This window comes from Thioclava sp. JM3 (assembly GCF_002213185.1).
GTDB classification, from domain to species: domain Bacteria; phylum Pseudomonadota; class Alphaproteobacteria; order Rhodobacterales; family Rhodobacteraceae; genus Thioclava; species Thioclava nitratireducens.
This window is the reverse complement of sequence record NZ_NBOB01000023.1, coordinates 1-15,083: the sequence shown is the minus strand read 5'-3', so window position 1 is coordinate 15,083 and position 15,083 is coordinate 1. Positions and strand designations below refer to the sequence as shown.

Annotated in this window: 18 protein-coding genes and 1 pseudogene; all 19 read right to left on the bottom strand. The window is 58.2% G+C overall.

Annotated features, from left to right (window positions below):
- Positions 1 to 185: 185 nt before the first annotated feature.
- The 19 genes and pseudogenes from B6V73_RS20060 to B6V73_RS19970 all read right to left on the bottom strand — a co-directional run bounded on the left by B6V73_RS20060 (position 186) and on the right by B6V73_RS19970 (position 14,774).
- A pseudogene (locus tag B6V73_RS20060) lies at positions 186 to 941 on the bottom strand (IS5 family transposase).
- A 72-nt stretch (positions 942 to 1,013) separates the two neighbouring features.
- Positions 1,014 to 1,859: a DUF389 domain-containing protein gene (locus B6V73_RS20055; protein ID WP_088726286.1), complete on the bottom strand. Its 846-nt coding sequence runs from the start codon at positions 1,857 to 1,859 to the stop codon at positions 1,014 to 1,016.
- 108 nt (positions 1,860 to 1,967) lie between these two features.
- Entirely contained in the window at positions 1,968 to 2,750 is a 783-nt protein-coding gene (locus B6V73_RS20050) for a 3-hydroxybutyrate dehydrogenase (protein ID WP_088726285.1), read from the bottom strand.
- Between the two features lie 18 nt (positions 2,751 to 2,768).
- Entirely contained in the window at positions 2,769 to 4,049 is a 1,281-nt protein-coding gene (locus tag B6V73_RS20045) for an FAD-dependent oxidoreductase (RefSeq protein WP_088726284.1), read from the bottom strand.
- 22 nt (positions 4,050 to 4,071) lie between these two features.
- Positions 4,072 to 4,440 (bottom strand): STAS/SEC14 domain-containing protein, encoded by a 369-nt coding sequence (locus B6V73_RS20040; protein ID WP_168174947.1) that lies wholly within the window; start codon positions 4,438 to 4,440, stop codon positions 4,072 to 4,074.
- 46 nt (positions 4,441 to 4,486) lie between these two features.
- Positions 4,487 to 5,077: a cytochrome b/b6 domain-containing protein gene (locus B6V73_RS20035; RefSeq protein WP_088726282.1), complete on the bottom strand. Its 591-nt coding sequence runs from the start codon at positions 5,075 to 5,077 to the stop codon at positions 4,487 to 4,489.
- A 110-nt stretch (positions 5,078 to 5,187) separates the two neighbouring features.
- Entirely contained in the window at positions 5,188 to 5,373 is a 186-nt protein-coding gene (locus B6V73_RS20030) for a PRC-barrel domain-containing protein (protein ID WP_088726281.1), read from the bottom strand.
- Positions 5,370 to 5,558 carry a hypothetical protein gene (locus B6V73_RS20025; protein WP_088726280.1) on the bottom strand — a complete coding sequence of 63 codons (189 nt, stop codon included), beginning with the start codon at positions 5,556 to 5,558 and terminating at the stop codon, positions 5,370 to 5,372. The genes B6V73_RS20030 and B6V73_RS20025 overlap by 4 nt, the downstream gene beginning before the upstream one ends.
- A 4-nt stretch (positions 5,559 to 5,562) precedes the next feature.
- Positions 5,563 to 6,324 (bottom strand): acetoacetate decarboxylase, encoded by a 762-nt coding sequence (locus tag B6V73_RS20020; protein WP_088726279.1) that lies wholly within the window; start codon positions 6,322 to 6,324, stop codon positions 5,563 to 5,565.
- Positions 6,321 to 6,704, bottom strand: a complete 384-nt coding sequence (locus tag B6V73_RS20015; protein ID WP_088726278.1) for a hypothetical protein — start codon at positions 6,702 to 6,704, stop codon at positions 6,321 to 6,323. Before B6V73_RS20015 ends, B6V73_RS20020 begins: the two co-directional genes overlap by 4 nt.
- A 30-nt stretch (positions 6,705 to 6,734) precedes the next feature.
- Positions 6,735 to 7,241: a mechanosensitive ion channel domain-containing protein gene (locus B6V73_RS20010; protein ID WP_088726277.1), complete on the bottom strand. Its 507-nt coding sequence runs from the start codon at positions 7,239 to 7,241 to the stop codon at positions 6,735 to 6,737.
- On the bottom strand, positions 7,238 to 7,627 hold the full coding sequence (locus tag B6V73_RS20005) for a hypothetical protein (protein ID WP_075777347.1): 390 nt from the start codon (positions 7,625 to 7,627) through the stop codon (positions 7,238 to 7,240). Before B6V73_RS20005 ends, B6V73_RS20010 begins: the two co-directional genes overlap by 4 nt.
- 11 nt (positions 7,628 to 7,638) lie before the next feature.
- Positions 7,639 to 8,736: a patatin-like phospholipase family protein gene (locus B6V73_RS20000; protein WP_088726276.1), complete on the bottom strand. Its 1,098-nt coding sequence runs from the start codon at positions 8,734 to 8,736 to the stop codon at positions 7,639 to 7,641.
- 91 nt (positions 8,737 to 8,827) lie between these two features.
- A complete protein-coding gene (locus B6V73_RS19995) occupies positions 8,828 to 9,577 on the bottom strand; it encodes an endonuclease/exonuclease/phosphatase family protein (protein ID WP_088726275.1) in 750 nt (249 codons plus the stop codon).
- On the bottom strand, positions 9,574 to 10,797 hold the full coding sequence (locus B6V73_RS19990) for a phospholipase D-like domain-containing protein (RefSeq protein ID WP_143597962.1): 1,224 nt from the start codon (positions 10,795 to 10,797) through the stop codon (positions 9,574 to 9,576). The genes B6V73_RS19995 and B6V73_RS19990 overlap by 4 nt, the downstream gene beginning before the upstream one ends.
- 146 nt (positions 10,798 to 10,943) lie before the next feature.
- Entirely contained in the window at positions 10,944 to 11,213 is a 270-nt protein-coding gene (locus tag B6V73_RS21270; protein WP_276206808.1) for a cytochrome C oxidase subunit IV family protein, read from the bottom strand.
- Positions 11,210 to 11,878 carry a cytochrome c oxidase subunit 3 gene (locus B6V73_RS21035; RefSeq protein ID WP_088726273.1) on the bottom strand — a complete coding sequence of 223 codons (669 nt, stop codon included), beginning with the start codon at positions 11,876 to 11,878 and terminating at the stop codon, positions 11,210 to 11,212. Before B6V73_RS21035 ends, B6V73_RS21270 begins: the two co-directional genes overlap by 4 nt.
- A complete protein-coding gene (locus B6V73_RS19975) occupies positions 11,878 to 13,971 on the bottom strand; it encodes a cbb3-type cytochrome c oxidase subunit I (protein WP_088726272.1) in 2,094 nt (697 codons plus the stop codon). The genes B6V73_RS21035 and B6V73_RS19975 overlap by 1 nt, the downstream gene beginning before the upstream one ends.
- Complete coding sequence (locus B6V73_RS19970) at positions 13,968 to 14,774, bottom strand: cytochrome ubiquinol oxidase subunit II (protein WP_240504209.1); 807 nt, start codon at positions 14,772 to 14,774, stop codon at positions 13,968 to 13,970. The genes B6V73_RS19975 and B6V73_RS19970 overlap by 4 nt, the downstream gene beginning before the upstream one ends.
- Positions 14,775 to 15,083: the final 309 nt, after the last annotated feature.

Here is a 15,083-nt window from a genome sequence, read left to right as displayed (position 1 = left end):
CGCTAAAGACGTCGTTATGCACGTGCCTTATCTCGGTCCGCCTCCATCAGGCAGGCGGCATCAATCGGGCGCTTACCTTTCTTCGTCTATTCCATGAACCAAAAGTGGCTCACGACGAGGGACAGGCAGTTCATTAAGCGCGCTCATTATTTCTCGGGCCTCCGCTTCGGTGCTAGGGTCAAGACTCATAGCCAGAACATGACGGTGGCGGCGAGAGCTATGGCGGATAGGAAGACCTTCGGGCATCTGTCGTAGCGGGTTGCCACGCGACGCCAGTCCTTGAGCCTGCCGAACATGATTTCGATACGGTTGCGGCGTTTGTAGCGCCGCTTGTCGTATCTGATGGTCTTGCCGCGTGACTTTCTGTCCGGGATGCACGGCTTGATCCCGTTGTCTTTCAGGGCGTCACGGAACCAATCCGCGTCGTAGCCCCGGTCGGCGAGCAACCAGTTGGCTCTTGGCAGGCAGTCCAGCAAAGCCGCCGCACCGGAGTAGTCGCTGACCTGGCCTGCGGTGATGAAGAACTTGAGCGGGCGGCCATTGACGTCCGTGACGGCATGCAGCTTGGTGTTCATGCCGCCCTTCGTTCGCCCAATCAGGCGCCCGCATCCCCCTTTTTGCCTCGCAGGCTCGATGCCGTGCGATGGCTTTCAGATATGTCGCGTCGATCATGATCGTCTTCCGATCCACCACCTCGGAAGCCAGCCCCTCGAAGATCCTGGCGAACACGCCCATCTCGCTCCAGCGCTTCCAACGGATGTAGAGTGTCTTCGGCGGGCCATATTCCACGGGCGCATCGCACCACCGCAAGCCATCGCGATTGATGAATATTATCCCGCTTAGCACGCGCCATCATCCACCCTCGGCTTGCCGTGGCTCTTGGGAAAGAAAGGCTGAAGCCGTGCCATCTGCTCGTCGGTCAGCCAGAAAAGATTGCCCATCATGCCCCCATCAGTTCAGCAGCGTGAATCACGCCACAAGAACGACCGCAAGCCGATCAATGGGTCCTGACCCTAAGGCCCTGACTTGCCAGACAACACGACCTGATAGCCTGTCGCCGCCTGCACCCGGTCGGTGAATGTCTGAACCGCGGCCGGATCGGTCGGCAAGGGATCGATCTTAAGCCGAAGTTCCGAGCCATTGATGACCAGCGATGTCAGCGTCGCACCGTGGAAGGGGCCGATCATGGCGGCCGTCACGGCGCTGTAGGTATCGGCCCGGTTTATGGACGCACCAACCACGCGTTCATAATTCAGCGAAAGCGGGATCAGGACCAATGCGTTCAATACGATCACTGCGGCCCCTGCCGTCGCGAACCATCCGCGATCCTCGCGGGTCATCATCAGCTTCCCAACTGCAAAAACCAGAACTGCGGTCAGCGTGATCCCCGCGAAGTTCGTCACGAACAGGACCAGCGCATTCCAGGCGAGGATGGTGCGCCCCTCCTCCAGCATCATGCCGACGACGCACAATGGTGGCACGAGCGCAACAGCAATCGCCACCCCCGCGAGAACGCCGGAGAAATCCCGGTAGCGATACCCATATGCGCCCGCCACGCCAGAGAAAATTGCAATGGCCAGGTCCCGGAAGTCCGGCGAGGTGCGTGCCAGTATCTGCCCATTTGGGTTTTCCGTGGGCAGGAGCATATTCGCCAGGTACCCGAACGCCACAACCGAGGCCGCACCCAGAAGGACGATCCCCAGAAGCTTCACGGACTCGCCGGGCATTCGCAGGGCAATCGCTGCGCCAAGGGCGACAATCGGCTGACCAAGCGGGGCAACGATCATCGCGCCGGTAACGGTCGCGGCGGAATCCTCGGACAAGCCCATGGAAGCGATACCCGAGGCCATCATCAGCATCAGAAAGAACGGGACAAGCCAATTCTCCTTCCGCTCAAAAAAAAATCTGAATAGGTCTCGAGTGTTTTCGTGTCCACGCGTTTTTCCTCTTCCCTATTTTCAATACCTTTATTCCATGTACCAGCCGTGGCTCACGACAAGCGATTGGCCCGTCAACGCATTGGTCGGGAACGCCGCGAACAGATGGGCAATTTCTGCCACGTCCTCCACCGTCGTAAATTCCTTGTCGACTGTCCCGCCGAGCATTATTGTATTGACGACCTCTTCCTCGGAGATACCCAGTTCCTTCGCCTGTTCGGGGATCTGTTTTTCGACCAGCGGCGTTTTTACGAAGCCCGGACAAATAACGTTGGCGCGCACGCCATGCTTGGCGCCTTCTTTCGAGATGACGCGCGAAAGACCCAGTAGCCCGTGTTTCGCGGTGACGTAGGCCGACTTCAAAGGCGAAGCTTCCTTCGAGTGGACCGATCCCATGAAAATGATCGCGCCGGCGCCAGCCTTGTACATATGCGGCAGGCAGGCCTTGGAGGTCAGAAATGCCCCGTCAAGATGGATCGACAGCAGCTTTTTCCAGTCATCAAACGGAAAGTCCTGCAGCTCGTGTACGATCTGGATGCCGGCATTCGACACAAGCACGTCCACACCGCCCCATGCGTCGACGACCTTAGCGACGCCCGCATTAACTGCCTCTTCGCTGGTCACGTCCATCTCGACACCCATGGCCGATCCGGGGCCCATCTCTGTCAACTCTTTCGCCGTCGCTTCGGCATCGCTCAGGCGCAGATCGGCGATCGCGACCGTCGCGCCGCTCTCGACATAGCGTTTGGCGATTGTCGCGCCGATACCTCGGGCAGCGCCCGTCACGATGCACACTTTGTCTTGCAGGTTCATATCGATGGTCCTTTGATGTTAAATCTTGACGTTTTCAGCCGTGAACTTCGCCGCAGGTAGACCCCAGTTCGGGATGCGCCCGTGGTTGCGGAAGAACATTTCCTTGTAGAGCACCTTTTGCGCGTAGGGCAGGCGTCCCATGTGAAGCTCCTGGATTTCTCCGCCGAAGCCAAACCAGGAGTTGGAATGGATGTAGAACGCCTTGCCGCCGCCCATATCGCCGATACAGACCACCTCGGGCTGCCAGGGTTCGTCGGCCTTGTCGGCGGACAGCTTGCCCACCTCCTTGGCGATCTGCTTGCCCACGATCTCGCACTCCTGGTGGCCGATGGCGCCGAGCTTGGGCACCGTGATCGCTGCGGCATCGCCGCAGGCGAAGATCTCCGGGTGATCGGGATTGCGCATCTTCATGTCGGTGATGATGAACCCGACCTCGTCCGAGATCGGCAGCCCTTTCAGGAAGTCATGCGGTTTCCAGTTCGGAAAGACGATGCTGATCTCGGCATCCAGTTTTCGCCCGTCGCGGAATTCGATGCCCTGCTCGGTCAGGCGCGTGATCCCCTCGGTCTTGTTCATGTAGCCGAAGCCCATGGACCACGCGGCATCCAGCAGCTGTTTGACGACCTCTTCGCCAGCGTCTTCGGCGATCAGTTCGGCGGGGGTGAAGATGGTGATGTTCTTGGCGCCCCCCTTGCCGTGTTCTTCCAGCCAGTGGGCCAGCGAAAGTGACACTTCGACCGGAGGGCCCTCGCAAGCGGCCAGCGCCGTGGGAAGCCAGTCGGGCTTACCTTTGGTTCCCTGTTCGAACCGGTCGGACCCGACGGCGATCGGGCCGCCCTTGTACTCGTTCTTGAGATAGTCGATCAGCCGGTTCGCGTGATAGGCGTCGGACACGGTATGACCATGTTCGGCGAAGCCCTCGATGTCGTCATAGGCCAGAACCGACCCCAGCGCGATCACCAGATAGTCGTAGCCGACACGGTATTCCGGGGCGCCGGGACGTTCGTTGGGACGGACCCGCACCTGCCTGGCGTCGATGTCGAGGCCCAGCACCTCGGCCTGACGGAACTTTGATGTATCGCGCGCAAGGGCGTCGACCAGACCCATATGCATGGTTACGGCCGGATCGCGCCCCTCGAAGATCTCCAGCGGGATATTCGGGATGTAGTCGAGATACGCCTTGCGGTCGATAACGGTGATGTCCACCGCGTCGCCGGCATAGTCGCGGATCTTCTGCGCGGCACCGAGGCCGGCGAAATTGCCGCCGAGAATGAGGACATGGGGTTTGGGGTCTTGCATGACAGCCTCCTTTGTATTGATTTCAGGTATCTTCGGTCAGCCACACAAAGGCGGCGTCTGTCTGATCCCCCGCGAACAGGCGGACCGGAATGGGCGATAGGTGCGCAAACAGCGCCACACCATTGTGGATCCAGCCCGTGTCGGTGGCGACGGCGATCTTCTCGAAGTCGCTCAGATGGGTCAGGCCGAATTGCGCGTCATCCAATGCCGCGCGGGCAGTGTAGTCCTCGAATGCCTCTCCGAACCGGATCAGAGCGCGGGCCTTGCCGTTGGTCTCGATGGCCTGCTCCAGCGCGGGGATAAGCACATCGGTATAGTCCTGGTCGGTGATTTCGCCGGTCGCGTCGAAGGCAACGACGCGCGGGTCCACGTGGAGAATTGATGTGAACATTTTCGAGGGTTCTCCCATTCCAACGGGTTTTATCAAGCCGCTTTTTTCAAGGTTTCAGAGACCACATTTCGGTCAGTCGCAAATTGTCTGTGAAGTGGTGGATCACCGCCAGTCCTGCATGGCCGATTAGATATGCCCAGACGACGTTCGCTAATGTCTTGTGAACGAACATCAATACGCCGACCAGGCCGCCAGCATCCGAATTTCCAGTATTGATAAAGTAATAAATTGTACCGGTCGCGACCATCGCGGTCACCAGAAGCAGCCCCAACCCGTGAACAGCAGAAGCGAGGGCCCCGTGCTCTTCAAACGGAGGCAGTCGAAATCGCGTCACGGCCGCTAGATGGGCCTTGGTATCGGACCAAACTGCCCGCAGGCTTGGACCGCTGAACCACGGGAACAAAAGTCCCGGAGCCGTGCCGAGCCGACGCGCCGTCAACGCCAGCCAGAACAGCAGGACAAAGCCAAAGGCGGTCAACCCCCCATATTCATGAATTTCGTACCAGATATTTCCGCTTTTCCCCGGGGAGGGCGCGACGAAGATGAGGCTTGTCACCAATTGGGTTATGGTTGCGAGTGCCAGCCCCATGTGGGCGAGGCGAGTAAAGAAATTATGCCGTGTTTCTTTGGTATCCATTTCAGTGTCCCTTCATAAATTGGCCAGTCAGTGAGTGTGCTCCGGTAAATGACAGAAAAATCTGGCTTTCAGATAAATACCGTCCACTTGACAGCTTTGCGTTTCCTCCCTCAATCGAGCCGAATGTCTATGCGAAAACCAGCGGCGTCTAATTGAATGACCAGTTCGACCGAAATACCGTCAATCTTGACCACGGTCTGATCTTTCGGAACGAAAACATGCTTTTCGCCTATTCCTAGGAAGCCACCGCTGCCGACCAGATACTCGACAACAGTTTCGGCGTCATCGGTGATCACATCATTACCTCGCCGACGGTCTGATTGTCAGTCGACACCGCGGGCTGCCCAATGATCGCGGCCATGCGCTGCTGCGTCGGGAATTCTTCCGGTGCGACTGTATAAATCGATGAATAGTCGAACCCCTGCGCCAGAACGCCGAGCGGGAGGAGCACGAGAAGTGTGACCAGTTTGAGTTTCTCCATTGGCCTATCCTTTCCGGGGCTTGTCGGTGTCGAGGTAATCGTGCACGACTTTCCCGAGACCCAGCGTTAAGTCGGTCAGAATGTGGGTTGCCGAGATGACCTCGCGCATCGGAAGGTCCGTAAGGGGCGCAAGTGCGTGACTGTGCAGGTCAAGCGCCGCCGGTCCTTCCCACGCACCCTTGATGGTCACGTCTTCAAGATAATATTCGACCAACTCACAAATTTGCGGCCCGCTGCAATCGGCACGTGGGATGATCTTGAGTAGCCAACTGGGCGCAGCCAATGCTTTGGCCACATTGTCGTGGTCAAGCGCGCGATGTTTATAGCCCATGGTTGCGCTCGCGACCTGAACCGATCCGACAGCCAGTGTGCCGACCAGCGTATCCTTTTCCACCCGCATCCGCGGCTCCGCCATTTTCTTGGGAAAACCCCAGATCTCGCGGCCCCCTGCAATTGGGCTTTCGTCGTTCAGGAACATCGCATGGACGTATCCGCCCTTGCGGCCTTTGAATTCGACAGGGATGACCTGGCCGGTTTCCGTGTAATCGCCGAACCCGGTGCTGTTCGGCATGCGAATGAACTCGTATTTCACGATTGGTTCCGTCACTTGCAAAGGTTCAGGCACAACCGCGCGCAGGGCGTCCAAATCCGTGCGATAGGTCACGATAAAGAATTCGCGATCGACAAACCGATAGGGGCCCTTGGGATAGGACGGGCTGGTCAGTGGCATAGCGAAGGCGTTCTTGACGACGTCCGCGGGGTTCATGATTTTGCTCCTTCTGCATTTGAAACCAGATCGACCTTCAGCGGAGGCAAGCCGACGATATCGTACGTCCCCGACGCGATTCCAACTTTGTCTGGATACTCATCAAACGCCGCAATGATGGCCTCGCACAAGTTCGACTTTGTGGACCGTCGTTGTTTGTAAGGAACCAGATAGCGGATGGAGTATTCAAGCCAGTTGTCATTGGCAACGAGGAAGACCTGTGGTTCCAGACTGGCGTCTTCGATGGCATAGTCCTCCTTGAGGGTTTGCCACTCGGACTTCATCGCCTCGGTTGCATCTGCAACCAGCGAAGCCACCGCATCCATCAAGATCTTGACGGCCAGTTTCCGGTCGCTGCCGTATTTGACCGGGACTTTCAATTCGTCCCAGAGGAATTCGTAATCAGCACTTTAGTTGAACACCGGCTCCTGATAGATTGCTGCATTTGGAACGCGCACAACCCGGCCGGTGTATTGATCGCCGTTTACCCAATCGCCGCGGACTTCCATCATGGTCGTCAGGAACGCATTGATCTGGATCACGTCACCGATCACGCCACCGATTTTGACACGATCACCGGTGCGATACACCCGCCCGGCGATGATCTGGATGAAGGCGACGCCGCTGGCCAGGACGTGTTGCAGCGCAAAAGCTGCGGCAGCACCGAACACGCCGACGGAGACGACGAAGCCGCTCAGGCTTTGAGAAAACGTGACCGATGCGGCAAGGGCGATCGTGACCAGCAAGGCCAGGTTGACGCCACGCCGGATCGTGCGGCGTGCGTGCGGATCGGAGACCTTTCTCAGAAATATGCCGCGAACCAGAAGGACAAGGAACCAGAACACGGCAACCGCTGCGACAAATATCGCCAGTTTCAACAGAACCGGGTGGGTTGTTGCGAAGTTACTCAACATCATGGGCCCCTTTCAGTGTCGCCGTGAGGATCAAGTGCTTCGTCGATCACGTCATCGAGGTGGAAGCGATGCAGCACACGCCGCAGGATCGGGGCAACGAGGATTGCAGCGACCGCCACAAAGATCAGACCGCTGAAGAGGGCATAGGCGCTTGCGAACAGCTTGCCGCGGGTTGTTGGTGTCGGATTGACGGGCCCTTCGCCGCCGAGGATCATCGAGGCGTTCAAGAGCGCGTCAATCCAGTTGAGGCCCACAATAAAGCGATAACCCAGGATGCCTATACCCAGACCAACGGCCAAGAGCACGATGGCAACCCATATTGTGTGCGCGAGATGCAGCAGGAAATCACGGCGGGAGGGCAGGGGTCTGACATAGACCGGTATGACCATCCGACGCCGGGTCATTCGGCAAGATCGAAGACCTTGACGCGCGTTGCGGCGTCATGCCTTGCCTTCCATTCAGGGTGCGACAGAGTCCGCACGACATCGGCTTTTCCAGCGTCCCAGTGGTCGAGAGTTGAGCGACGCGAAAACTCGTAATCTTTGGATTGATGTTCGTACTTGGCCTGTCGATATATCAAATGGGCAATCGTGACATACGGGTCTGCGTTACCACCTACCAACGCCTTGGCATCCGGATCGTTCTTCAGGCCGGGTGGCAGTTTGTCATAGAGGCGCCTCGCCGCATCGCGCGTCTCATGCATCCTTCGCATCATGTCCGTGTTGAAACGGGTTCTACTGGAAAATCGGATATCCTTTTCTCGCGCTTCGGACGTCCAGACAGATGTCGGAACAGCCCCGCGCGCACTGAACAGATCAACCTGAAACACGCAGAGATCCTCTGCAGGCAGTTGTTCATCGAGGACGTATTGCAGCGGTGTATTGGAAACCAAACCACCATCCCAATACCGCGCGCCGTCGATCTCGATGGCTGGAAAGCCCGGGGGCAGGGCACCTGACGCCATGATATGCTCCGGTCTGATTTCGGTTTCGGCACTGTCGAACCAAGTCATGTTGCCCGTTTCGACATTGACCGCACCGACACTCAGGCGGATCGGGCCCCCGTTCAGCAAGTCGAAATCGACCAGGTCCAGCAACGTGTCACGAAGAGGTGCGGTGTCGTAAAAACTGCGTGCGCCCTCCGTGCCCTGCGGCATGAGACCGGCAGGCGGAAGACGCAGCCGGAAAAACCCGGGAACGCCGGTCATAGTCGTACCGGTCGCACTCAGATCGTTCAGCCAGCCTCGTGAAAGGACTCCGTCCAGCATGCCCACCGGCACCGAGGACGAAGAGACCATCTCCCAGAAATTTCTTAGCGCCGACACTCTTCGTTCTGGTGCATTTCCCGCGATCAGAGCCGAGTTAATGGCACCGATAGAAATCCCGGCAACCCAGTCAATCGGCTGACCGGCGTCCGACAAGGCTTCCACCGCGCCACCCTGATAGGCACCGAGGGCACCCCCGCCCTGCAAAACAATGACCGATTTTTCAGAATTCATTCCGATTCCCGAGTTGTTTTTTTCAATGATACGTTCCGCGCTAAGGGTGGGCAAACTACAGAAAATCCAGGTTTCGCCACTCCGAAGTAAACTACGTGCCCTGGGGCTTACTTGGCAGGCTACGCGATCTCGCCTCATCCGTCGCCATTGAAATTTCGGCGAAAACTGGCAGGTGGTCGGAACCCACGGACGCTTCGCCTGCCGTCATAACCCCGACGATGCCGGGCTTCAGGTGTTGGGAGCACGCGATGCGATCCAGCGCGAAGATCGGACGTCGGCTGTGAAATGTCGGCCCCGCGTCGAAGATTGTAAAATCAGGTCTTAATCGACCTAGCCCGACCGAAAGCGACTGTTCGTTGAAGTCTCCAACAATGACCGTCGCGATGTCATCACCGGCTTTGAGAAATTCCGACAATTGGCTGAGTTGTGCGCGTCTCGATTGACGCAACAGGCCACGATGAACGCCAACGACCCGGATCAATGATCCGCCCGTCTCCAACACTGCAGAGACGGCCCCTCGTGGTTCGAGCCCGGGTAAGTCGAAATGCGCGCGGTCCAGGACCTCGATATTGGGGCGAACAAGGATCGCGTTGCCATGCCAGCCAAGGCTGTCCCGTCCATGCTCGAACTCGACCGGGACCAAACCGGTGCGCTCTCGAAGCGCCCGACGGTCGAGCGCCGGGCGTCGCGGCGGAATGCGTCGGTCAGCTTCCTGAAGGGCAACGACGTCCGCGGATAATTCGTTGATGATCCTGAGAATCCTGTCAGGGTCGCGTTTGCGGTCTGTGCCGACTGCTTTTCGGATATTGCAAGACGCGATGCGAAGACAATCCTGCTTCACAGAACCGGGGCTCCCAGCCTGAAGACACCCTCGACGATCCGGCGTGGCAAGCGCGCTTTGGTCAGGCCCTCTTCGCAGTGCCTGAATTGCTGCTCAAACCATGGCTCGACTTGATTGATGCTGTTTTTGTCATGCAAGAACATGGCGATCTCGAAATTGAGGAGAAGCGAGCGCACATCGAAATTGGCCGAGCCAACCCATCCGGTGTTGTCGATCAGCCCGGCCTTGGCGTGTAGCATTCCACCCTGGTGGCGAAGAACGGTCGCTCCGACCTCCTGCAGATCTCTCAAGTAGGGGCCGCGCGCAAAGTCCGTCGTGCGTTGGTTCGACTTTTCCGGGATCATGATGCGGACATCGACGCCACCCCGTACCGCCGCGGCGAGCGCGAGCTGAAGCGGTTCGGTCGGCACAAAATAGGGTGTCGATATCCATACCCGCTCCCGTGCCCGATGGATCATCGAGGTCAATGCAAGATAAAGGACATCGCGCGGTTCATCGGGCCCGGAGGGCACCACCTGCAACGCCGCATCGCCGACCGTTCCATCCTTTCGATGCAAATCTCCAGCGACGGCTTTTCCGGTCACGTCCCAATCCGAGGCGAATATATCGATAAACGACTGCACGGCCGGGCCGGACAGGGAAAAACTTAAGTCAGTCCAAGTCTCGTCCATCTTTGCGAGGTAGTGATCACCGATGTTGCGGCCGCCAGCCCAGACTCGCATGCGATCCGCGATCACAAGTTTCCGGTGGTTGCGAAGATTCATATGCCCGTTGTCAGGAGGGTGGATGAATGGCGAGAAATACCGCACTTCACCGTCAGCCGCTTGCAAGTCGTCAAGCGCCTTCCTTGGCCGTTTCATTGACCCCAATCGATCGAGATTCAATCGAACCTTGATCCCGGTGCGCGCTTTCTCAGTAAGACGATTTACAAAGTCCCCTCCGGTTTCGTCCGATGCGACAATATAGAACAGAATATCCAACGTCTCCGTCGCGGAGTTGATCGTCTCGACCAAAGCCTCATGCGCGGCCCGTGCATCGTCATGAAGTGTAAACGAATTCCCCGTTGTGGCGGGTAGTGCGCCAAGGGCTGTCAGCGCTTTTGCGGTTGGTTGATCGGCAATTGTATCCTGACCCGGTTCTGCGAGTTTTAAGTGCGGGAGCCTCGATCCCTGTTTTCGAACACCCAGCATAAGAAACAGCGGAATAGCCAGATAGGGCACCAGAACGATGAACAGAACTTAGGCAGCCGTCGATTGCGGCGTTCTACGCTGTTGAAGCACAAATACGACAGCGAGCGCGGTCAAAAGGACCCCGGCAACGATCAGTGCGTGTTGCGACAGCCAGTGCACTCAGACAACCTCCAAATTCACATCATTCGTGTGTGCAGGCTGGCCATGATCCAGATGGTGCCGCTGGCCATGATCGCGAGTAGCAGCACCGTGAACAGGATCAGCTGTAAGTCTTCGCGTGTTTGCCGGCTCAAATCGATGTGCAGGAAGAACCGGAAATGCACAACGATCTGGACAAGCGCGAAGCCTGCGATCAGCCAAAGAGCGACACTTGTGGACAAGCCGCCCCAGGCGACCACACCGAAAGGGATCAACGTCAGGATCAGCGCAAACGCGAGACCGGTCAGATAGGACCGACGTTCGCGGCGGAATTCGGTCTCGCGGTCGCTGATGCCAATCCTCCCAGATAGACGACCGAGAAGATCCCGATCCAGATGATGTCGAGGAAATGCCAGAACAGGCCAAGACGCAGAAGCCGCGTCTTGACAGGCGTCGTCAGACCGAGCGTAGCGATCTGCACCATCAGCACCAGCCCCCAGAGGATGCCCGAGGCGACGTGCAGACCATGTAGCGGCACCAGCCCGAAGAACCCGCTCAGAAAGCCGCTGCGCGACGGATAGGCACCTTCGGAAAACATGTCCGCGAAATCGAGCTTCTCCAGCCCGACAAAAACCGCCCCCAAAGCCAGCGTCACCGCGAGCCAGCCCAGCAGTGCGCCCTTGCCGCGCTCGTATTTCAAGGCAAGAGAGGCCATGCCGAAGGTCGCCGAACTGGCCAGCAGAATCATGGTTTGCGTGAACGCGTTGCCAAGCGTGAACAAATCCTTCGGGCCTGGTCCGCCCGCAGTGCCCGGCAGCTGGGTGACGTAGTTGGCGAACATCAGTCCGAAGATGATGAGATCGCTCATCAGGAAGACCCAGAAGCCGAAGACCAGCGTTTCGGCTCTGTCGTGGGCGTGCGCGTGATGAGCTCCGAGGTTGATGCCTGGATGCTTGACCGCTTCTGCTGTCATCACACGACCCCCTCGGGCAGTTCGCGCAACGCATGCCCTCGATTGTTAGAACCTTGTTCTTGCGTTCGGTCAATTGGCTGTGCGGCGCGGACGGCGTCCAACCAGCGTTGATAGTCGGCAGCTACCTCAGCAGCAAGGATGGTGCGCTCGGTCTCAACGACGAAGCTTCGGGCGATCATAGCGCCAACGATCACCAGCAGCGACAGGATCGCCAGCCACCAGAGATAAAAAATCAGGCCGAAGCCAAGCGCGCCCGCTGCCACGCAAAGCACAAAGCCGTAACCCGTGTTCGCGGGCAACTCGATGTCTTCGAACTCCGGCGGATCCTGATAGGCGTCCCCGTAAGCCTTGGCGACGGCGAAGGCGTCGCGCTGCGTGACCTCTGGCACGACTGCGAAGTTGTACTCCGGCGGCGGGCAAGGGTTAAACCAATCCAGCGTCCTTCCGTTCCATGGATCGCCAGCGAAAACGGCGTTGGCCCTGCGGTCGCGAATGCTGACAAGGAGCTGAGCCGCGAGCGCGCCAACGGCCGCGAGGATGACCGCCGCACCGACGACGGCGACCAGCATGTAGGGCTCAAATGCCGGGTCGGTGTAGGCCACCGTGCGGCGCGGCATCCCCATCAGGCCAACGACATAAAGCGGCATGAAGGTCAGCGAAAAGCCCACGATCCAGAGGCAGGCCGCAATCTTGCCCCAGGTCTCATCAAGCCGAAATCCGAAGGCCTTGGGAAACCAGTAGTGATAGCCCGCCAGCATGCCGAACAGCACGCCGGGGATCAGCACATTGTGAAAATGCGCAACGAGAAACAGCGAGTTGTGGACCTGATAGTCGATACTGGGGTTGGCAAGGATTACACCGGTCAGTCCGCCAATCACGAAGAGGATCAGGAAGCCTACCGAATATACCATCGGCGTCGTCATGCGGATGCGACCGCGGAACATCGTCGCCATCCAGTCATAGACTTTCACACCCGTCGGCACCGCGATCAACATTGTCGCAATGCCGAATGCAATGTTTACGTTGGCGCCCTGACCCATGGTGAAGAAGTGGTGCAACCAAACCGTGAAGGACAGCACTGAGATCACCATCGTGGCCCAAACGAGCGAGGGATAACCAAAGAGCCGTTTGCCCGAGAATGTCGCGATGACCTCCGAGAAGACACCGTAGGCGGGCAGGACGAGCAAATAGACCTCGGGATGGCCGAAGAGCCAGAACATGTTGATGTAATTCATCATGTTCCCGCCAAGATCGTTGGTGAAGAAATGGAAATCCAGGTAGCGGTCTGCGGCCAGCATAAGCGCGGCAACAGTCAGGGGCGGCATGGCGAAGATCAGGATGATCGCGGCGCACAGCGCGGTCCAGGTAAAGAGCGGCATCCGAAAGAAATACATTCCGGGTGCACGCTCCTTGTAGATCGTCACGGCGAAGTTGATACCCGATAGTGTTGATCCGACCCCGGCGATGACGATAGCCCAAATCCAGTAATCCGGGCCAGGGCCGGGCTGAAAGTCCATTCCAGTGTAGGGCGGGTACGAGGTCCAGCCGCCCGTGGAAAACTGCCCGACCACCAGCGAAATCATGACGAGAGCGGCAGCAGCGGCGGTCATGCCCAGACTGATCTGGTTCATGACCGGAAAGGACACGTCCCGAGCACCGATCTGCAAGGGCATGACAAAATTGATGAGTCCCGCCACGAATGGCATCGCAACAAAGAAGATCATGATCGTGCCGTGGGTTGAGAACAGCTCGCCGAAATGCTCCGGCGTCAAGAAACCGCCGCCCAGTCCAGCCGCCTGTTGCGTGCGCATGACGACGCCCTCGAGAACGCCGCGCAGCAGCATGACAAATGCGAGCACGACGTACATGATCCCGATGCGCTTATGATCGACGCTTGTCAGCCAATTGCGCCACAAGGGCACCCAGAGCCGAAACCATGTCAGCAGGATCATGGTCACCGCGCCACCGATGAGGACGACCGACGCCGCGCCCGCGCCGATCAACTCGCTTACTGTCGGGTTTTGCCAGGCATGGACAAATGGAAAGCTATCCAGCCTCAGGCGACCAGTGGTCCAGTTCCATTGATCGGTCATGGCCGACCTCCGGACGAAGTGCCGGGTTGATACAGCGCCGATCCAGGTTGCAGTTCGGGAGAAACCGCCTGATACCCGCGATACCGCGCTAGCACATTGTCGAACAGTGTGAAATCGTCCAAGCTGAACACCACCACATCGCCTGCCATAACCGCTGTCGGAAATGCGGCACGCAGCTCATCCTTCGTACCGCGTTCGGCGAGCGTTGAGTAGGCGCGCTGGTCCAGTGGGATGGCAACCTGACGTGCGGCCTGCAACCAGCTTTCGAAATCTGCATCGGCCATCGCGCTGGCGCGAAATTTCTGCGTGTGAAATCCTTCGCCGTTATATTGCATGTTCTCGCCTGCAAAACTTCCTGGACCATCGGCACTCAGGTGCAGCCGTGTTCGCATGCCCGGCATCGCGTAAATCTGGCCGCCCAGAGCCCCTATCATGAAGGACTGCATGACGGTGTCCGAAGTCAGTTCCAACGCAAGCGGACGGCTGGCCGGAAAGGCCATTTCACCAATGGTCGCAATCCCTTGGCCCGGGTAGATAAACAGCCACTTCCAATCGAGTCCCACAACCTGAACCCGTGTGGCTTCGGATGCAGGTTCGATCGGACGATAGGGATCGAATGCGAGTGTACTTCGCCACAACAACGTTCCGGCGAAGGCCACGATCGCAAACGGAACACCCCACATCACGAAATCAAGTAGCCGGGACTCGTCCCAACTCGGGGCATAGTTGGCCGAGCAATTGTCGTATCGGTAGCGCCAAATAATGATCGGGACGATAACGAGAACCGGAAGGACCGCGAACATAGTCACGGTCGTCACCTCATAAAGGTGTTCTAGCTGGGCCGCCGCATTTGGCCCCTTCGGATCGAGCAGGGCGCCTTGATCGCGAGTGCACCCCCCTGCGATCAAGGCGCAAAACAGTGGAGCGTGCCATGACAGATTGTTTTTTCCATTTCCCATGAAGGGACAATAAGATGTACGGATTTGCCCTGGCAATGGCTCTGTTGCACAAATCCCGTGTGGGATTCATCTCATGAATCCAGCGTGGTAGCTGGCATGCATGAGCAGACCGACACCACCGACCTACAAGACCAGGAACTGGCCAGCCTATAA